Raw genomic sequence first — 21,391 nt, 5'->3', positions numbered from 1 at the left:
TCTGACTGTTATTAAATGAAATGATGAAAATAATTAAATTATAATACATTGTATTCTGTTTAATTGTTCTATTGATGCTTAACATTTTATATTTGTCTGTTTTTCTATTGTTTTTATTTATTTGGTAGGTCGACTGTGACTTGATAAAAATTTATAATTTGTTGGGTTTGATTGTTTTTATATTGTTGGTTTTGTTATTTGTTGATGAGTTTTTTATTATTCCGGATAATTCATCTGTTAAATATTTTGTTCATGTATTGTTCACTTGAGTCTGAGAGTCTTTTTGTTATATTCGATATTAATCACTGCTGTGAATAAATGAATTCATTGCTTGTTCTTGTTGTGATTATTCATAGTGTGTGAAAGATAAATTATAAAAACAGGATTTAAGTTACCTCTATTAGTCAGGTGACAGGGTTTTTACATCCTGAAGAAAATAACAAACATGATTAACCTTGATAATATGGAAGTTGGTGTCATATATGAATTGTCAAAATAATATTCTCTCAGAAGAAAATGACCCTGAGCGGCTTTCGTTTCCTCTTTCTACGGCTCAGTGGGGAATCTGGTTTGCTCAGGAAATCAATCATCAGGCCAATGCTAAAGTGTATAAAGTGACGGAATGTGTGGAGATTTTCGGCTTAATTCAACCCGATATTTTTGAAACCGCACTGCGCAGAACGATTCATGAGACCGAGTCCTGCCATCTGGTCTTTGAACGGACGCCTGATGGTCCCCGCCAGCGTTTAATTACTCTGCCGTACTGGGATTTCCCTGTTCCGGATGTGAGTGGGGAAGATGACCCGGATGCGGCTGCGCAGCAGTGGATGAAAACAGATATGGAGAGGCCTTTTGATCTGGAGCAAGGGCCTCTTTTTTCATTGGCGCTCCTGAAGCTGGAACCACAACGGTTTATGTTTTATCTCAGTGGTCACCATGTCATGATGGATGGTTCCGGTGGCATGTTGTTTTCCGCCCGTCTGGCGGAAACGTACTCGGCACTGGTGGCCGGGGAAGAACCACCTGCCTGTAAGTTCTCGCATCTGGCCGATGTACTCGAATCTGAACAGAACTATAAAGCCTCAAAGCAGTTTCAGCGGGATCGTCAATACTGGGCCGGATTGCTGGAAAACTGTCCTGAGCCTGTAAGTCTGGCTGATCAGGAAATTGCCTGTGCGGATGTATTGCGCCGCCAGATGTATTTGCCGGATGAAACCAACCGTTCACTACGGGAGATGGTCACCCGTTGCAAAACGACGTTACCCCAGCTGTTAACCACCCTGATTGCGGTTTATTTTTACCGGGTTACCGGGAAGGAAGACCTGTTAGCCGGTTTTCCGCTTATGGCCCGTAACAGCCGGATGCTGCGGGCTTATCCGGGGATGATTTCCAATGTATTACCGCTGCGTTTGTTACTGAATCAGGATATCCGGCTGGATGAATGTCTGGCTCAGGTGAAACGTCAGGTCACCGCACTGGTGAGACACCAAAGTTACCGGGGAGAAACCCTGCGCTCAGATCTCAATCTGAGCGCAGACAGTGGCATGCTGTATGCCACATCCATCAATATCATGCCTTTCTATAGTGATATCCGCTTCGGCGGCCACCCGGTTGAGGTGCATAACCTGTGTCTGGGGCCGACGGATGATTTGTCCGTCAATATCTATGACCGGGGCGCAGAACATGGGCTGGAACTGTGCATTGATGCCAACACGGCACTTTATGACGAAGCTCAGATTGAGTCCCATTTCCGCCGTCTGGTCCATTTCTTCTCTGTTGCTGCCGCTCAGGATCCTGAACTGCCGGTGTCGCAGTACGAATTACTGCTGCCGCAGGAACGCACACAGATTCTGGAGCAATGGAATCATACCCAAGCGCCTTATCCGGCTGAATTTTGTGTTCATGAGTTGTTTGAACAGCAGGCCGAAGCGCATCCGGACGCGCTGGCTGTTGTCTGCAACCACCACCGGGTGACTTACCGTGAGCTGAATGCACAGGCCAACCAGCTCGCCCGCTATCTGCGCAGGCTTGGTGTCGGGCCTGAAAAACGTGTCGCCCTTTGCTTTGACCGGGGCAGCGGCCTGATTGTGGCGATGCTGGCAGCACTGAAAGCCGGTGCCGGTTACGTGCCGCTGGACCCGAACTATCCGCCGGAGCGGCTGCAGTATATTCTTGAAGACAGTACGCCCGATGTGCTACTGACCGACGGTATTTTATCTGATGACGTCTGGGCGGAGATTGCGCCGGGCAAAGATGATATTGCGCAGAACACCAAACGGATCAACTTCCGTACCGATGCATATTTGTGGGTTGATTATCCGGAAGACAACCTGCCGCGGGGCAGACTGACACCCGCGAATCTGGCTTATATTATCTACACTTCCGGTTCGACCGGGAAACCGAAAGGGGTGATGGTTGAGCATGTGACCCTGACCAACCTGATTCAGTGGCATACCACATCATTTGGCCTTGAAGCCGGAGACTGCGCATCCAGCGTGGCCGGGATGGGCTTCGATGCCGCCGTGTGGGAAATCTGGCCGCCGCTGTGCGCCGGTGCTTATCTGGTGCTGCCGCCGCTGGCGATTTCGCGCGATCCTGAGCAGCTGCTCAATTGGTGGGCGACACAGCCGATTCAGGTGGGATTCCTTTCCACACCGGTTGCCGAACTGGCTTTTGCCCGAAACATCAAACATCCGACATTGCGCACGCTGCTGGTCGGTGGTGACCGGCTGAACAGATGGCCGGAGCCGGATGCCGGGTTCACACTGGTCAATAATTATGGCCCGACGGAAACAACCGTGGTGGCGACATCCGGTACTGTCTGTGCCGGTGATGAGGTGCTGCACATCGGCCGCCCGCTGGACAATATGAATATCTACATTCTTGACGGACAGCGTCAGCTGGTGCCGGTTGGTGTGGAAGGTGAGATTTATATTGGTGGCACCGGCGTGACCCGCGGTTACCTCAACCGGCCGGAGCTGACCGCAGAACGTTTTGTGCCGGATCCATTCTCACAGGTACCGGGTGCACGGATGTACCGCAGCGGCGACCTTGCCCGCTGGCTGCCGGATGGTCACATCGAATATCTGGGCCGGAACGACAGTCAGGTGAAAATCCGCGGCTTCAGAATTGAACCGGGAGAAGTGGCGGCAGCGTTGCAGCAGTGCGATCAGATACGTAACGCGGTGGTGGTTGCAACCGGAACCTCTGGCGGTGAAAAACGGCTGGTGGCCTATTACACCCTCAATGACGCGGATGCGGCAGTTTCTGCGGCGGATCTGAAACAGCAGCTCAGTCAGGAATTACCGGACTACATGGTGCCGGCGGCTTATGTTCATCTCGACAACATCCCGCTGACCGCCAACGGTAAAGTGAATTACAGAACCCTGCCTGAACCGGATGAAAACGCCTTTGTCCGTCAGGTGTATGAAGCGCCTCAGACTCCGGCTGAAAAAGCCCTGGCTGAGGCATGGCAGTCACTGCTTGGTGTGGAAAAAGCCGGCCGGATGGATAACTTCTTTGAACTTGGTGGTCATTCTCTGCTGGCGGTACAGATGATCGAACAGTTGAGAAAACAGGGTTATCAGCTGGCAGTGAAAATGCTGTTTGAACAGCCGGTACTGGCCGATCTGGCCGCACTGATGACAGCGGGTGGCACATCGTTGGGGGACGATGTGCCACCGGTGCTGATTCCGCAGGACTGTCGCCGCATCACGCCTGAAATGCTGCCGCTGGTCAACCTGACACAGACGCAAATCGATATGATTGTTGCAAATATTCCCGGCACCACCGCCAATGTGCAGGACATTTATCCGCTTGGGCCATTGCAGCAGGGATTGCTGGTGCAACATCTGCTGCAGAAACAGGGGGATTTGTACGCGATTCGTATGATTCAGGCCTTCCCGGATCAACAGGTACTGCAGGCCTTTACGGATGCGCTGCAAATGGTGATTCGCCGCCATGATATTTTGCGCACCTCCATGATGTGGGAAGGGCTGGACCAGCCGGTGCAAGTGGTCTGGCGGGATGCACCGTTAAATGTGGTCACTCTGAACATCGCCGCAGATGATATGGTGTCAGCACTGGCGCACTATTCCTGCCCGGAAGTGAGCCGGATCGATGTCAGCCGCGCCCCGATGATGGAAGCGTATCAGGTGGAAGACGCGGCGAATCACCGCTGGCTGTTGTGTCTGCGGATGCATCACTTATGTACTGATCACACCAGTCTGGAACTGATGATTGAAGAGGTGCAGGCGCACTGGCAGGGCAAAGCCGGTCAGCTTCCGGCGCCACTGCCATTTCGCAATTATATTGCCCGGGTCTCTCAGTTACAGGATGAGCCGGGTCAGCGGGATTATTTCACCCGGTTGCTGGGTGACTTTTCCATGCCTCTGGTGCCGTTTGGTCTGCCACATATTCAGGGTGAAGGCGGGCAGTCCGGTTCGTTACATCTGGATATCAATGATGCGCTGGCACAGCGGCTGCGCCAGCAGGCAAAACTGCATCAGGTCAGTACTGCCAGCCTGTTTCATCTGGTCTGGGGGCTGGTGCTGCGTGCCGCCACCGGCCGGGATGATGTCGTGACCGGAACGATTCTGTTTGGCCGGATGTCGGCCGGAGCCGGTGCAGACCGGACGCTGGGGCTGTTCCTGAATACCCTGCCGTTCAGGATGTTACTGGATGAAACCCCGGCGGTAGCAATGATTCAGAAAATCCATCATCAGCTGGCAGAACTGATGGCTTATGAGCATACACCACTGGCTGTGGCGCAGCAGTGCAGCAGGGTGCCTGCCAGTCAGCCGCTGTTCAGCAGCCTGCTGAATTACCGTTATCAGGGCGGCAATGCTCAGGTGGATGTGCTGGAACATTTGCCGATGGATATCGTGATGGAAGAAGAACGTTCGACCTATCCATTGTCTTTATCAGTCAATGACTGCCCCGGGCAGGGATTCTCGCTGGATATTCAGGCGGATGTCCGGGTCAGTTGCGGGCTGGTTGGTGCGATGGTGACTGAAACCCTGTCCGGCCTGTTGACGGTACTGGAGCAAACACCTTCCCGGCCGGTGTGTTGTATTCATGCTTCCTTACAGGAAAATGATGGGCCTGAAAATGCGCATCAGGTTGATTTCCGGGCACTGCCTGCACCGGGTAACGATGACTATATCCGCAGTGACTATGTGCCGCCGGAAGGCAGGACAGAGCAGATTCTGGCCCGTTTGTGGGAATCGGTGCTGGGTGCTGAGTGTGTGGGACGATATGATGACTTCTTTGCACTGGGCGGCCATTCATTGACCGGGATTCAGCTGGTGAATCAGGCCCGGAAGCACGGTATCTATCTGTCATTATCTGAGTTGTTTTCTGCCTCTGTGCTGAAAGATTTGGCTGCCCGGATTCAGGCCGGTGCACCGGAGCCGGCCCGGTTTATTGCCTTTCGTACCGAAGGCAGCCAGCCACCGTTGTTTATTGTCCCGGAAGCCACCGGCGAGCTGATGTACGGCCCGATGCTGACGGCTGCGCTCGATAGTGATATTCCGGTGTACGGGCTGGTTTCGCCACAACGAAATCCGTCTTCATTTAAAACCATTCAGGCGCTGGCGGATTATTATGTTGAAGCGATTCGCCGGGTACAGCCGCACGGCCCATACCGGCTGATGGGCTGGTCACTCGGCGGCAATATTGCCTACGAAATTGCGGCGCAGCTGATGGGGCAGGATCAGGCGATTGAGTTTATTGGTTTGCTGGATTCACCGGCACTGATCTCCGGGCCAGGCCGTTATGCACGGTATAAACATCTGGGGGAGGATGAACGGCTGACGTGTGTCAGTCAGGACGTGCTGAACGCGCTGGTCCGGATCTGTGCCGCACCGGAACTGGTGTGCGAACTCAATCAGGCAGCGGGAGAGAAAAACTGGCAGCAGCATTACCGGCTGGTGCAGAAAAACGGCATCCTGCCGGAGCGTTGGGATGAGGCCTGTTATAAAGACTGGCTGTTCCACTGCGAAAGTCTGTACAACTCTGATTATCAGGCGCCATCATTGCCTGTGACTGTGGATGTGTTTATGGCGCTGGAACGCGGCGACGGTGATGACATGTTCGGACAGCCTTATCTGGGCTGGAACCGGATTCTGGATGAAGATGCGATTCATATCACGCCGGTGCCCGGCGATCATTATCACCTGTTGTCTGCACCGCATATTCAGGAAACCGGCCGGATCATTTCCGCAGCCATTGCGGCGCGTCGTGCCTGTCAGATTACCCGGAATCAGCCGGTGCCGGAGGACAAACCGCTGGTAACGTTGCAACCCGGCTCACATTAAGACTGAACCGGAGCCTCTGAAGCAGACAAAGCTGAGAGGAAAACTGCCCGGGTTTTTGAGTTGAAGCACCGGATAATCTGAATTTCACGGTTCAGGTTATCCGGTTTTTTGTGATGTCGGTTCCATTTATTCCGGGCAAGATCTTGCTCGCCGGGCAACTTCTTGCTCGCTTCTGAGCAAGATCTTGCCTGTAATTACAAATATATAACTACAACCTGTTGATTTTTTGACATTTGCCAAACTGGCATAACCATTGCTGAGGTGAATGTCAGCATTGATAACTCTTTTTCATGACATCGCCCTCAGATCGGTGGACGGTGTCTTTGTTATTTCCGGTCATTCCGGAGACGTTAGGTGATGAAGTTGTGAGTGATTTGCAGACACTGTTTGAAGTTCTGACTGCCGCTGAAGGAAAAACTTTTTACCTTTTATATGACCGGCTGAAATTTGAAGAAGCCAGTGAATTCTGGGATACGATGAAATACCGCGATGACGTGCAGTGGTGCGAGCTGCTGCGCGGTACACCATTGCAATATATGGCGGAAGTATCGCCGGTATTGATGTGTATTGCCGACGGAAATCCGGCTGAAACCCTGTTCTACTGGCTGGATGAATACGAACCGGAAGCGGCCGGGTTCGGGCTGGCAGGAGTCTGGGACGGTGATTTCGAATCGCTCAAAGCGCACTGGCGGCCGTGGGCCGACTGCTATTATCCTGACGAATCATATGTGATGCCACGCTGGTACGATCCGGCGGTATTTCCTGTCTGGCACCGGATTCTGACCCCGGCGCAGCGGCTGCGTTTCTTCGGCAACCACACCCACCTTTACCTGCCACAGCGCGATAACACCGACGATAACCACAAACTCAAACTCGCCCCGGTTGAGCCGCTGACCACTGCGGATACTGAACCGGCACTGACGCCGTTTGATGATTTCCCGCTGCACCTGACCCAGCCGCAATATGACGAGCTGTATTACCCGCAACTGCTGGATGCATTTCTTGATGATTTATATGCCCGCCTGATTGCCAATAACAGTCACAACCCCCGCGACAGCTGGCTGCCCGGTGAGGGCCGTTTATCGCGCGAGGCGGTGGTGGCCGGATATGAAGAAGGGATGGCGCTGGCGCAGTCTCTGTACCCGTCTGCGGATTTACTGGCGCGGCGCACTTTTGCGGTATACCGCTTTTATCTGGGTGATGGCTATCACCGGCATCCGGAGTTTGTCCGGCTGCGTAATTTCTACCCGCTGCGTGAAGCAACCGGCGAGTTCGACACACAGTTCCGGGGCCGGGACGATGAACTGGCCCCTTACCGCAGCGCTGACTGGCCGGTTTGTTTAACGGCTGCTTTCGATGATTCCCCTGACAATCCTGATTTCCCTGACAACCCTGAGAACCCGACGGAGCCTGACCATGCATGACACCCCGCCTGATACAGGCACACTGACCGGGATTGAGCCGGTCCAAATTCCGCTGGCGGACTGGCAGCAGATGCTGACAGAGCCCGGCTGGCTGCTGGTGGCCGAAGCCTCGGTCAATGATGATGTGATGACTTTTGCGGAAGGGCAGGACAGCCCGGCGCACAACCGGCTGTTCTGGGGTCAGGTGGGGGCGCAGAACGCGGCTCTGTCGCCGTACCTGCTGACGGCTGAATCGTGGGACTGGTTTGAAGCGCACATTGCAACGCAGGCGACGTGGGGCATGGCGGTGCGGATTGACCCGTCACTGCTGGCCCATTCGCCTGAGCGTCAGATGGAGATGGTGCTGCGCCACCTGCGGGCCTGGACGATGGTCGACCACCCGCAGGAAGGGCCGGTGATTCTGCGCATCAGTGAGTGGGAAGTGTTTACAACGCTGTGGCAGGCAAGCGGCAGCCTGAGCCGCCATCATCTGCGCGGGCCGCTGGGCGCGGTGGCGTACTGGCAGCCGGGGGCATCGCAGGTGGATTATCTGTCGTTTGATACCCCGCCGGACACGGCACTGGCCGCGACGATGCCGTTACCGCTGGTACTGACTGAGGCGCAGGATAAGGCGCTGACGCTGCGCACCGAGCAGCAGCACTACCGCAGTTATCAGCAGCATTTGCAGGCGCATCACAGTGAAGAGACGGCGGACTGGGATGAAGCGCAGTTTGATGACTATTTATACACCCATTTAACCCGCGCGAAGCAGCATGGTTTTGGTGACCATCCGGAGCTGCTGAAATACCTGACCCTGACGATTGTGGTGGGAGAGGATTTTATCACCCGGCCGTGGGCGCAGGCGATATTGGGTGAGCCGGAGATGATAGGTGAGAAGGACCGGATGAGCCGGCTGGTAGAGCGGGCGCTGGACGCACTGGATGAAGAGAATGAGGAGTCAGATGTTGTATGAGCAAGAGTAATCAGCAGAAGAAAGCCGATATTATGTCGAGTGCCCAGGCGGCCGACCAGAATTTTTCCACCGACAAGGTGCTGGACTGTGGCTGCGTGAAATGCGGCTGTGAGCTGTTTATCCGCTATCACTATGACGATGAACAGCCGATTGCCGGGGCGGACGTGGTGCTGACCGACAGTAACAAAACCGAGGTTTCCGGTAAAACCGATGATAACGGTCTGCTGAAAGTCAAGGACATGGGCTGCGGCGCGTATGACCTGATGCTGGGTGAAGGTAAAGATACCTTCAGGCCCAAAGATGTGATGGACAACAACCCGGTATTGCAGAAGAACCCCAAATATGCGGTGCTGGCGGGGGAGTATTTTGCGTTGTATGCGACTCTCAACCGGGCCGGATATCTGGAATATGATGCGGATGACAGCTCGGACTCGCATATCGATATTGACCGCAAGCTCTCGGGCGGGTTTCTTCCGGATAAATATGAACCGGCTTACAAGCGCTATTATGAGTTGCTGGATGAGATTAACGACGGCTCGATGGCGCTGCGCAAGGCGGTGAACAAGATTCACAGCAGTCTGGCGGGGGAGATGGCGGGGCTTGCGCACGATAACACCGCAATCCTGCTGTTTTGTGAAATTGCGCTGGGGTTTGTGCCGGTGGTGGGTCAGGCGATGGATTTATATGACCTGGGCTGCTGGGGCTGGGATACCTGCACCAAAGACGAGCTGGATTTCTGGCACTGGGCCGGTGGGGTACTGGTGCTGATTGGTTTTGTGCCGGGTCTGGGAGATGCGACCAAAAAGACCGGCAAGACGATTATCAACGCGCTGGAGAAAGCGGATTCCCGGGTGATTCAGAAGGCGATAAAAATTCTGCGCAGCCTGTCGAACGGGAATCTGGTGAAGTTTCTGAAGAAGTTCGGCAGCACGCTGGATGAGTATGCCGGGAAAGCGAAGAAGCTGTTGCAGGAGATTATTGCCGGGCTGACGGATGCGGTGAACAAGAGCAACAACTGGGCGATGGTGCTGATGAAGGATGCCTTCGTCAAACTGGTTGAGGCGATGAAGAAGCTGGAGAGCAAAATCGATGAGATGACCGGCAAAATCAAGTCGAAGGTGGATGAGTTTGTGGAAAAGGTGGTGACGCATAAAACCGGCACCCCGTATAAGAAAAAGACGCTGGAGACGCCCAAGAGTACCAATGCGGGGAAAGAGAATTACCGTCAGAAAGATCTGGATGATGCCGAAGTGAAGAAAACGCATGAGGCGCAGCAAGCGAAAGATAAAAAAGTCTGTGCAGACGATCCGGTTGATAAGGTCAAAGCTAAAGAGAAAGATCCGGTTGTCTGTAAAGACGATCCGGTTGATGTGTCGACCGGGCAGGTGTTTGAATCCCGGCAGGACTTTGTACTGGCAGGCTTCCAGCCTTTGATTCACAGTCGTTATTACCATTCGACTGGCCGCCGGGAAACCGGGCTGATGGGGACGTTATGGCGCAGCAGCTGGGATATCTGTCTTCAGGTCAATGATACGGATGTGACTTTTATTGATGAAGATTACACCACGGCTGAGTTTCTTCTGCCGTATCAGGATTTGCCCACCCAGTCGGCAGAGAAACCGGAGTACTGGCTGCACCGGGGCGATTGCGGCGAGCTGATTTTAAAACACAAAGACGGGCTGCAATACTGGTTTGAGCATGCGGTTGGCAGTGAGCTGCGCCTGACCCGTATCCGTGATGCTTATGGCAATGAAAATGCATTTCTGTATGAGCGCGGCACCCTCAAATGGGTGATGCTCAGTGATGAGCGGCTGGTTCAGGTCGAGACGGAGCGCCGGCGCATCACCTGCCTGACATTATGTGACGGGCTGAAAAATCCGCTGCGCGAGCTGGCCCGCTACACCTATGATGCGCAGGGCTGGCTGATGTCAGTGCGTGGTGAGCCGGGACGTAACTTTGACTATCAGTACAGCAAAGAAGGCTACCTGACCCGCTGGCAGGATTTGGCGCAAACCTGGGCCGAACATGATTATGATGCCAGGGGCCGGGTCACGGATAACCGTTGTGCCGAAGGCTACTGGAGTGGTCAGGTGCGTTATGACGATGAAAAACGGATTCACTATCATAAAAGTACCTTTGGCGGGATCACTGAATTCCATCTGAATGAACAGTACCGGGCGGTGGCGATTGTTGATCCGGCGGGTCACCGGGCAGAGCAGCAGTGGCAGGATGATCGTCTGACCGGTGAAACCAATGCGCTGGGTGAGACGCAGGCTTATCAGTATGACACATGGGGCAATGTGACCTCGGTATTACAGCCGGACGGCGCAGAGCACACTTACACATACAATGAGCAGGGCTGGCTGACAGCCTATATGAATCCGGCGGGTGCCAGCTGGTTGTATGAACATAATCCGCAGGGTGATTTAACCCGAGTGACTGACCCGGACGGGCGGTCATGGCAGTACACGTATACAAGCCGGGGACTGCGTGAGTCGGTGACCGGTCCGGATGGCAGTTCGGCGCGTTACCAGTATAACGAACACGGCCTGATTTCACGGATTGAGCCTTCAGTGGGCTATGGGATGACCTTCCATTACGATGCACTGGACCGGCTGATTAAACGGGAAAATGATAACAAGCTGGTGCGGCGCTGGTGTTATGAAGGGAAGCAACTGAATCCGTCTCAGGTGATTTACGAAGACGGGACTACCGCCCGGTTCAGTTACGATATTGAAGGTAACCTGACCAGCGTCACGGATACGCTGGGCAATACCCGCTGGTTTGAGTACGGGGCGTTTGATAAACTGCGCTCGGTGACTGACCCGACCGGTGCGACAACCCGCTATCACTATAATGTGGAAGCAGAATTTGCCGGGGTGACCAACAGTAAAGGTGACCAGTGGCTGTATGAATTCGATGCGCTGGGCCGGATTGCCAGCGAGCGCCATTATGACGGGCGCAAAGAGAGCTTCAGTTACGACCCGGCCGGGCGGATGGTCAAACGCATCAAACCGGATGGTCATCACTACCGCTATGCCTATGACCCGTGCGGGCGCTTACTGGAAGCGCAGAGCTTTGACCACCACGACAATCCGACCGGAAAAAGCTGGTATGAATATGATGAAGCGGCCCGGCTGAAATATGCGGAAAACGGCGATGCCTGGGTAGAGATGGCTTACAGTCCGGCGGGACTGCTGCTGAGTGAGAATCTCAACGGTACGCCGGTTACCCATGAATACGATGCGGCGGGAAGACGCACCGCGATGAACGGCACTCAGACTGCCCGCGCGTATCAGTGGCAGCAGCAACAGCTGATGCAGCTGCATATGGGCGAACATGACCCGCTGAAATTTGCTTATCATGCCAGCGGTCAGGAATCATCGCGCACCAGTGAGGCCGGTTTTGGTCTGTTCCATGACTGGAGCGCCACCGGGCTGTTAACCCGCCAGAGCCTCGGCGCCGGTTATGCACAGGCCGGGCGCGGCACTGTGCTGCGGCAATATCAGTATGATGCCCTCGACCAGCTGACCGGGATAGAAGACAAACGCCGCGGTCACACCGAATTTACCCTCAATCCGAACGGGCAAATCAGCGCGGTGCGCCAGCGCAAATCCTGGGAAACCAAAGCCAGCTTTGTGCAGCTGTTCGGCTATGACAGTGAGCTGAACCTCAATCAAACCGGCACCGGCAGTGAATACTCGGGTAATGTGGTGTCGATGGCCGATGAGCGGCTGAAACGCCAGCAGCGTGACTACGATAAAGCCGGACGGGTGGTGGAAACCGGGCGGTTTAAATACGTCTATGACGAATGCGGCCGGGTGACATTAAAAACCGAAACTAAAGACGGCTTCCGCCCGCAGACCACGCGGTTTATCTGGAACGATGAAGACCGGCTGACACATATCGAACTGCCGGATGGCAGACGTTACCGCTACCGCTATGACCCGTTCGGGCGCAGAATCGCCAAAGAATGCGAGAGAACTCAGCAGCAAACCCATTATCTGTGGGACGGCAACACGGTGGTGCAGCAGAGTAAAATCACCGCTGACGGCACCGCACTGCAAAGCACCGAATATCTGTATGAGCCGGACACTTTCAGGCCACTGGCTCAAATCACCACCGACCATGACACCGGGCGCGAGCGGCTGCATTATATTGTCACTGACCATGCCGGAACGCCGCAGGAATTATGCACACCAGACGGAGAAATTCAGTGGCAGGGCGACCAGCATCTGTGGGGCAAATATCAGCAGCAGCGCACGCAGGTCAACCGCAGTTACTTAGAAGAAGTCGCCAACGATGCCATCACCTGCGACCTGCGTTATCAGGGTCAGATTGAAGATACAGAATCGGGGCTTTACTATAATCTTAACCGTTACTATGATGCGGATAGCGGGCAGTATTTAAGTCCGGACCCCATAGGGATGGCGGGGGGCTTGAGGCCGCAGGGGTATGTATTTAATCCGCTTGGGGTTGTCGATCCGTTGGGGTTGACTGAGTGCTCAGTAAAAGATAACGAAAAGGTTGCAATATCGAGAAACTCAGCGAGAAAACTATTAAAAAGTCGTGGGTTAAATAAACAAATTCAGCACGATACAGTTAACAGTTTTGATGGACAAATATATGCGTCACGAGGAAAAGCTGGAGATGTATTTACTATAACAGAGCATACGCCAGGTAGTGCGTCGCAAGTTTATGTTACTCGGGGTTCAGCAGGGGCAACAGCAGCAGAACGACGTGCTAATTTAGCATTGCCGCCAAATAATTCAGCAACTTATGAAGGAAAGGTCGCCCTTACAAGAGATCAAGTACTTCTGGAAGGAAAAGTCGCACCTCAACTACAATGGGGACAAGATAAAGTTGGAGGTGGTTGGCAGATCGTTACTGCCGGTGGTAAATATTCAGGAGCAACAGAGCTACTATGAATTTAAAAGAACACACTGAACGAATATGTAGTTTATTAGAACATTCTTCTTATGAAGAAGAAGCTGAGAGTATTCAAGATATGTATTATAAGGTCGAACATCTTGAAACAAATCATGCAGAGAGAATATCAGCGTTAGAAAACTTAATATCTCGTTGTCATCCTCGTTGGCTGGGAGATTATTATATAGCTGGTCTCAGTTATCAGGAGTGGACTAATCTGATTGCTAGTTTTAAAAAAAAATTATTAAAAGAAATTAAGCGCTCGAGAAACTAGCCTAACTGATCCGTAAAAGTATCGAAGCAAAAACCAACAGCCGGGATCAACCTCCCGGCTGTTTTACCTAACTCACCCCAGGCCGCTTTTAACTGCACCAGGTGAGCCCGCAGTGCCTGCTCCTGCGGGAGGAGCGCAATACAATTTTCGTCGATATTTATGGCAGCCGCCGTGCATGAGTTAACAAGTTACTGTGAATACATAGCAGAATACCAAGCTTACTCAGCCAGATACTCACGCTCAGAATCCGTGATCAAATTATGAATAAACACCTGAATCTGCCATAAATCCCGGTATTCAATCTGGGGATGACTGGAAAGAACAGCCTGCATTAACATCAGATATTCACGGGCTTTGTGGTGAATATTCAAGTCGGTGTCATTCACTTGTGGTTCTTGAGGGTTGAAAAGCCGTTTTTCCTGTTTCGGGGTGAGTTTGGCATGATGGAAATAGTTTGATTTAGGCATAGCAAAGCCTCTCTACGTATTGTGACAATTAATAGAAATCGCTACACAAAGGTTCCTACGCTCTGGGTGGCGAGCTGAGCGAGGTTAGGAACTACCGTTACGTAGACAACGGCGCGCGGAAGCGCCCTCACTCAGCTCACCATAATTCAGATATGCTAAAGCATACACTGGAATCGACTAAAAGCCGATCCCAGTGAATCTACGTAATACGGGGTTCCTACGCCCGACACTGTTTTTGGCAGTGCGGGGGTAGATTAATCGGGCCGGAGGTTTTATTCAAGGCAGAAAAGTATGGTTTTAGTATTAGGAAGTGTGATCTGAGTCGTGATTTTGTGAGGGTTAATTTCTGAACACACATAGCATGTTTCCGGGTTCAAATCTCTACGAATAGTAGTTGAAATATCCATCTGGTTTTTTCTTATACAATCGATTGGTTTTGTGCCGGGTCTGGGAGATGCGACCAAAAAGACCGGCAAGACGATTATCAACGCGCTGGAGAAAGCGGATTCCCGGGTGATTCAGAAGGCGATAAAAATTCTGCGCAGCCTGTCGAACGGGAATCTGGTGAAGTTTCTGAAGAAGTTCGGCAGCACGCTGGATGAGTATGCCGGGAAAGCGAAGAAGCTGTTGCAGGAGATTATTGCCGGGCTGACGGATGCGGTGAACAAGAGCAACAACTGGGCGATGGTGCTGATGAAGGATGCGTTCGTCAAACTGGTTGAGGCGATGAAGAAGCTGGAGAGCAAAATCGATGAGATGACCGGTAAAATCAAGTCGAAGGTGGATGAGTTTGTCGAAAAGGTGGTGACGCATAAAACCGGCACCCCGTATAAGAAAAAGACGCTGGAGACGCCCAAGAGTACCAATGCGGGGAAAGAGAATTATCACAAGCAGGACGCCGACCAGGCTGCGGTTGAGCGCCAGCATAAAGCGCAGCAGGCAAAAGAAGAAAACCCAGCAACACACGAGTGTATTGAAGGTGGTGAGGGGCCAACAGCACATAAATGTGAAGGTGGTGAGCCGATTGACCTGCTGACCGGGAAAATGTATGAGCAGCGCACCGACTTTACCGTGGCCGGGCTGCTGCCGCTGGCGCATCAGCGCTATTACCACTCCGGCGGCCAGCGTTTCACCGGCCTGACCGGCACCCAGTGGCGCAGTGGCTGGGACCGGAGCCTGACTGTGACCGGTCAGGAAGTCACCTTCACGGATATGGATGACAATCAGACGGTGTTTGACCTGCCGTGGCAGGATTTACCGACCCGCTCGGCGCAGATGCCACAGTGGGAGTTGCACCGGGGCGATTGCGGCGAGCTGATTTTAAAACACAAAGACGGGCTGCAATACTGGTTTGAGCATGCGGTTGGCAGTGAGCTGCGCCTGACCCGTATCCGTGATGCTTATGGCAATGAGAATGCGTTTCTGTATGAGCGCGGCACCCTCAAATGGGTGATGCTCAGTGATGAGCGGCTGGTTCAGGTTGAGACGGAGCGCCGGCGCATCACGCGGATGACACTGTGCAATGCGCAGAAAGAGCCGCTGCGCGAGCTGGTCAGTTTCCGCTACGACCCGCAGGGCCGCCTGACCACGGTGCGTGGTGAGCCGGGGTGTAACTTTGACTATCAGTATGACAAAGCCGGACAACTGATTCGCTGGAATGATTTGGCGAAAACCTGGGTTGAGCATGATTTTGATGACCGGGGCCGGGTGGTGGCAACGCGCTGCGCGGATGATTTGTGGGTCGACCAGCTGCGTTATGACGATGACAATCATATCCACTACTATAAAAGCGCCTTTGGCGGGGTGACGGCTTATCACCTTGATGCGCGTAACCTGCCGTCGGTGATTGTTGATGATGAAGGCCATCAGACCACCCAGCAGTGGCAGGGGGATTTGCTGGTCAGTGAAACCAACGCAGCCGGGGAAACCACCGCGTATACCCATGATGACTGGGGCAATGTCACTTCGGTCACCTTACCGGATGGCACCGTACACACGTATACCTATAACGACACCGGCTGGCTGACAGGATATATGAATCCGGCCGGTGCCAGCTGGTTGTATGAGCACAACCGCCAGGGCGATGTGACAAAAATCACCGACCCGGACGGGCGGTCATGGCAGTACACCTATACCCGCAGCGGGCTGCGTGAGTCGGCCATGGGGCCGGATGGCAGCACCACGCGCTATCAGTACAACGCACGCGGCCAGCTGACACGGATTGAGCCGGCCACCGGCTACGGGATGACGTTCCATTATGATGCGCTGGACCGGCTGATTAAACGGGAAAGTGACAACAAACAGGTGCGTCGCTGGTGTTACGACGGTAAACACAGTCAGCCATCGCAGGTGATTTACGAAGACGGGACCACCGCCCGGTTCAGTTACGATATTGAAGGCAACCTGACGGAAGTGACTGATGCGCTGGGCCATACCCGGAAGTTTGAATATGGCGCCTTTGACCGGCTGAGAGCGGTCACCGATGCGCTGGGTGCAACGACCCGTTATCACTACAACCCGGAAGGGGAATTTGCCGGGGTGACCAACAGTAAAGGTGACCAGTGGCTGTATGAATTCGATGCGCTGGGCCGGATTGCCAGCGAGCGCCATTATGACGGGCGCAAAGAGAGCTTCAGTTACGACCCGGCAGGCAGAATGGTGCAGCGCGTCAAACCAGACGGTCACCGCTTCGATTATCAGTACGATGTGTGCGGGCGCTTACTGGAAGCGCAAAGCTTTGACCACCATGATGATCCGACCGGAAAAAGCTGGTATGAATATGATGAAGCGGCCCGGCTGAAATATGCTGAGAACGGCGATGCCTGGGTAGAGATGGCTTACAGCCCGGCAGGACTGCTGCTGAGTGAAAACCTCAACGGCACGCCGGTTACCCATGAATACGATGCGGCGGGAAGACGCACCGCGATGAACGGCACACAAACCGCGCGCGCGTATCAGTGGCAGCAGCAACAGCTGATGCAGCTGCATATGGGTGAGCACGACCCGCTGAAATTTGCTTATCATGCCAGCGGTCAGGAATCTTCGCGTACCAGTGAGGCCGGTTTTGGCCTGTTCCATGACTGGAGCGCCACCGGGCTGTTAACCCGCCAGAGCCTCGGCGCCGGTTACGCTCAGGCCGGGCGCGGCACTGTGCTGCGGCAATATCAGTATGATGCCCTCGACCAGCTGACCGGAATAGAAGACAAACGCCGCGGTCACACTGAGTTTACCCTCAATCCGAACGGGCAAATCAGCGCGGTGCGCCAGCGCAAATCCTGGGAAACCAAAGCCAGTTTTGTGCAGCTGTTCGGTTATGACAGTGAGCTGAACCTCAATGAAACCGGCACCGGCAGTGAATACTCGGGTAATGTGGTGTCGATGGCCGATGAGCGGCTGAAACGCCAGCAGCGTGACTACGATAAAGCCGGACGGGTGGTGGAAACCGGACGGTTTAAATACGTCTATGACGAATGCGGCCGGGTGACATTAAAAACCGAAACTAAAGACGGCTTCCGCCCGCAGACCACGCGGTTTATCTGGAATGATGAAGACCGGTTAACACATATCGAACTGCCGGACGGCAGACGTTACCGCTACCGCTATGACCCGTTCGGGCGCAGAATCGCCAAAGAGTGCGAGAGAACTCAGCAGCAAACCCATTATCTGTGGGACGGCAACACCGTGGTGCAGCAGAGTAAAATCACCGCCGATGGCACGGCGCTCAGCAGCACCGAATATCTGTATGAACCGGATACGTTCAGGCCATTAGCGCAAATTACCACCGACCATGACTCCGGACGCGAGCGCTTGCATTATATTGTCACTGACCATGCCGGAACGCCGCAGGAGCTGTGCACACCAGACGGAGAAATCCAGTGGCAGGGCGACCAGCATCTGTGGGGCAAATACCAGCAGCAGCGCACCCAGGTCAACCGTGGTTATCTGGAAGAAGTCGCCAACGATGCCATCACCTGTGACCTGCGTTATCAGGGCCAGATTGAAGATACAGAATCGGGGCTTTACTATAATCTTAACCGTTACTATGATGCCGATAGCGGGCAGTATTTAAGTCCGGATCCTATTGGATTTTCGGGAGGGATTAGGCCGCAGGGGTATGTGGGGAATCCTGTTGGATTTGTTGATCCGCTGGGATTGGTGGGTGAAAGTCATGATGGTTATCATAATCGTAAGAGTTTAAGGACTGACGTATATAATGCTCAGAGACCTGGTGATTATCACGCAGTAAAACACATCCAAGCTAAAACACCTGAAGAGGCCCAATCCCTCAGTTTAGGCAAAGGGGCTAGAAAAGGAGATCCTGAAGCATCATATTTACCCGAATATGCTAAACAGGTAGCTGGATTTGAAAAGCAGGCTGCTTATGATGCAATTAGAAATGGGAATGTATTTGAGCATGGTGGAACCCGTTTTATGTTCTATAAAAATCCTACTGGACCAGTAGGATATAATGGTGGACAATTAACTGATTGGGTTAGAATAGAAATGACGAAGACAGGTGTACCCGTAATCCATAGTTTTCCTGCATCTCTAGCCCAAGTGAGAAAATATATACCTAGTGTGAGGTGATTGTGAAAAATAACGTAGAAATACAGAGGCTTAGAATCCCTTCAGGATGGAGTATAAATATAAATAACTTCTATGAAGTTGATCCTGTTGAAGAGTTCATTGAATATTATTATGGATCTGTCTTAATTGGTGGTAGTAATAAAATTATGGGGCTAAGTTTTGATTCAAGATATGAACCAGAAGGAACACCTAATGGATATTTTATTCTTGTAATGCAAAAAAATGAATATGATAAAAATGGTAAGATTAAAGCTGTAACTGTGTTAGATATAAAAAAGACAAAAGAAAGAGAGGATTTTATTAAAAGTCTTGAATATTTTATGAGAACAGGAAAATATTAATCGTGTTTAACCGGAAAGATCTCCTCGATTTTTCCAGCTTATTATTTGAGACTGTTCAGCATTCTGTGTCACAGACATTTTATCAATCCTTAAAGATTCGAAGCCGGGATCACCATCCCGGCTTTTTATTCACCCAACTCACCCCAGCGCCGCTTTTAATTGCGCCAGTTGCTCGCGCAATGCCTGCTCCTGCGGACTGTCGGGGATGAGCACAATACAATCCCCGGCGATATTGACGGTAACGGGCGTGCCGGTCTCAAACCCGGCCTCGCGCAGCCACTTGCCCTTGAGATGAATATCCGGGGTGCTGGTATCGCCGTGGGGTTTCTCTTCAGATGTTGTTTTTTCCGGAAGATCCCAACCGGAGTGGTATCGTGTGGTGCGCAATTGGTTTTTCAGAGCCAGACGGCTTGTGGTGCACGCGCCCCAGTTCCTTTTCACGCAGGAAAAGGAACCAAAACTGCTTTGAATTTCTGACTGTTTTGAGCGCTGGCCGGAACCGGTTTTTTAAGCACCTCCCTGTGCTGAAAAACCTGAACATTCATCCGTGAATGTTCTTCCTGATTCATGGGAGTTGTTGATTTCACAGGGTGTTATCCGAAAAGGTACCATCGTGAAAACAACTGGATCAGTTTTGCATTGTTGGTAACAGTGCTGCGCTGAATGGTTCTGAAATCAGGGCGTTCACAGCGGCTGACGCCGCAGTTATACTGGTTGCAGCTGAAAAAGTGCGTCTCGGCAAAACAGGGTTAACAGTATGTAATATCCGGCGCGGCTTCTCTTTAAAAGTGATGTGAGTTCAATGGGTTAGATGCATAAATAAGTACGACTGCATCCGGATATGCCCTAAGACCCCATAGGGATGGCGGGGGGATTGAGGCCGCAGGGGTATGTGGGGAATCCGGTTGGGTTTGTGGATCCGTTGGGGTTAGTACTAGAAAGTCATGATCATGGTGATGATGTTACTACGTTTTACCATGCTGGCGATATTCAAGGTCCTATAGACCCATCCAAAGGCCGGAATAATTTAGACTTTAATCCTGCTGGTAAGGGTGGCTTTTACGTTACGAAAGATCCTGAGCAGGCCGCTGATTGGGCTAGAAAGAGAAAGCACCCAACAATAACTCAATTTGATATTCCGAACTCGGAACTTGATAAGCTAAATATGAAAGTATTTGACTCGGCTGATAGTGAGTGGGCTGATTTTGTTACAAAAGGCAGAAATAAAGGTTTAACACATTCCTATGATGCAGTTAGTGGCCCGATGGTTGCGAATCCCGGACCAGTAAGAGCAGGAAAATCTCCTATAAGTATAGGAAGTCAAACGGCTATTTTCTCGAAAAAGGCGGCAGCTTTGTTTGATAAATATAAAATTAATGGAAGCTAATAATGCTAGATAAATCTAAAGTTATTGATGGTATTTTATTTGTTAACGATAAAAATATTAATGAGACTATCAAATTTAATTTTTATACTTGGACTGAACTAATCAAAGCAATACTTATAAAATATGCAGGTAAGTCGGAAGATGAAGTTAATAGTCTAATTTCTAACTCGCCTATAATAAATAATGCACTTGATGGTTATATGGCTGCTGTAGTTCGATGCCATGAGACCGAATACCATCTAGCAATGCTCATAGCTTACGGAGAGCAATATTGGCTGAAAGGTATTAGTTCTGATGAACCTGATGATTATTTTGAATGGGAAGAAGGGTACCGAAAAGAGCATAACTTAGCAGAAGAGAGCTTTGAATTTAGTGATTAACTGAAATAGCCGGGATCACCATCCCGGCTGTTGACTCACTCAACTCACCCCAGCGCCGCTTTTAACTGTGCCAGTTGTTCGCGCAATGCCTGCTCCTGCGGGCTGTCCGGGAGCAGCACAATACAATCCCCGGCGATATTGACGGTAACGGGTGTGCCGGTCTCAAACCCGGCCTCGCGCAGCCACTTGCCCTTGAGATGAATATCCGGGGTGCTGGTATCGCCGTGGGGTTTCTCTTCAGATGTTGTTTTTCCGGAAGATCCACAGCGGATACTGAACCGGAACTGACGCCGTTTGAGGCGTTCCCGCTGCACATGACCCAGCCGCAATATG

The 21,391-nt window shown here is 52.2% G+C and carries 12 protein-coding genes; 9 read left to right on the top strand and 3 right to left on the bottom strand.

Annotated elements, in window-relative coordinates; genetic code table 11:
• Positions 1-482 precede the first annotated feature (482 nt).
• The 5 genes from OC443_RS25020 (at position 483) to OC443_RS25000 (ending at position 13,896) form a co-directional block, all read left to right on the top strand.
• On the top strand, positions 483-6,317 hold the full coding sequence (locus OC443_RS25020) for a non-ribosomal peptide synthetase (protein ID WP_073586641.1): 5,835 nt from the start codon (positions 483-485) through the stop codon (positions 6,315-6,317).
• A 317-nt stretch (positions 6,318-6,634) separates the two neighbouring features.
• Positions 6,635-7,741, top strand: coding sequence for a DUF4123 domain-containing protein (locus tag OC443_RS25015; protein WP_159440403.1), 1,107 nt, complete (start codon positions 6,635-6,637; stop codon positions 7,739-7,741).
• Positions 7,734-8,693: a DUF4123 domain-containing protein gene (locus OC443_RS25010; protein WP_073586643.1), complete on the top strand. Its 960-nt coding sequence runs from the start codon at positions 7,734-7,736 to the stop codon at positions 8,691-8,693. The genes OC443_RS25015 and OC443_RS25010 overlap by 8 nt, the downstream gene beginning before the upstream one ends.
• On the top strand, positions 8,690-13,621 hold the full coding sequence (locus OC443_RS25005) for a DUF6531 domain-containing protein (protein ID WP_073586644.1): 4,932 nt from the start codon (positions 8,690-8,692) through the stop codon (positions 13,619-13,621). The genes OC443_RS25010 and OC443_RS25005 overlap by 4 nt, the downstream gene beginning before the upstream one ends.
• Positions 13,618-13,896, top strand: coding sequence for a hypothetical protein (locus tag OC443_RS25000; RefSeq protein WP_073586645.1), 279 nt, complete (start codon positions 13,618-13,620; stop codon positions 13,894-13,896). Before OC443_RS25005 ends, OC443_RS25000 begins: the two co-directional genes overlap by 4 nt.
• A 218-nt stretch (positions 13,897-14,114) precedes the next feature.
• Here OC443_RS25000 and OC443_RS24995 read toward each other — a convergent pair whose 3' ends face one another.
• Positions 14,115-14,363 carry a hypothetical protein gene (locus OC443_RS24995; RefSeq protein WP_073586646.1) on the bottom strand — a complete coding sequence of 83 codons (249 nt, stop codon included), beginning with the start codon at positions 14,361-14,363 and terminating at the stop codon, positions 14,115-14,117.
• Between the two features lie 438 nt (positions 14,364-14,801).
• On the opposite strand from OC443_RS24995, the gene OC443_RS24990 reads away from it, so the two are divergent.
• Both OC443_RS24990 and OC443_RS24985 read left to right on the top strand, forming a co-directional pair.
• Entirely contained in the window at positions 14,802-18,950 is a 4,149-nt protein-coding gene (locus OC443_RS24990) for an RHS repeat-associated core domain-containing protein (protein ID WP_262021771.1), read from the top strand.
• A gap of 2 nt (positions 18,951-18,952) precedes the next feature.
• Positions 18,953-19,291: a hypothetical protein gene (locus OC443_RS24985; protein ID WP_143169487.1), complete on the top strand. Its 339-nt coding sequence runs from the start codon at positions 18,953-18,955 to the stop codon at positions 19,289-19,291.
• A 138-nt stretch (positions 19,292-19,429) separates the two neighbouring features.
• Here OC443_RS24985 and OC443_RS24980 read toward each other — a convergent pair whose 3' ends face one another.
• Entirely contained in the window at positions 19,430-19,678 is a 249-nt protein-coding gene (locus OC443_RS24980) for a SymE family type I addiction module toxin (RefSeq protein WP_200797011.1), read from the bottom strand.
• A gap of 505 nt (positions 19,679-20,183) precedes the next feature.
• Here OC443_RS24980 and OC443_RS24975 point away from each other — a divergent pair.
• Positions 20,184-20,678 carry a DUF3990 domain-containing protein gene (locus tag OC443_RS24975; RefSeq protein WP_200797012.1) on the top strand — a complete coding sequence of 165 codons (495 nt, stop codon included), beginning with the start codon at positions 20,184-20,186 and terminating at the stop codon, positions 20,676-20,678.
• 2 nt (positions 20,679-20,680) lie between these two features.
• The gene (locus OC443_RS24970; protein WP_073586701.1) at positions 20,681-21,058 is read left to right on the top strand and encodes a hypothetical protein; all 378 of its coding nucleotides are present in this window, start codon (positions 20,681-20,683) and stop codon (positions 21,056-21,058) included.
• A gap of 44 nt (positions 21,059-21,102) precedes the next feature.
• Here OC443_RS24970 and OC443_RS24965 read toward each other — a convergent pair whose 3' ends face one another.
• A complete protein-coding gene (locus OC443_RS24965) occupies positions 21,103-21,372 on the bottom strand; it encodes a SymE family type I addiction module toxin (protein WP_083601866.1) in 270 nt (89 codons plus the stop codon).
• Positions 21,373-21,391 lie beyond the last annotated feature (19 nt).

The sequence above is a fragment of the Vibrio quintilis genome (assembly GCF_024529975.1).
Classification (GTDB): domain Bacteria; phylum Pseudomonadota; class Gammaproteobacteria; order Enterobacterales; family Vibrionaceae; genus Vibrio; species Vibrio quintilis.
The sequence above is the reverse complement of the archived record's forward strand: the minus strand, read 5'-3'. Positions and strand labels throughout refer to the sequence as shown.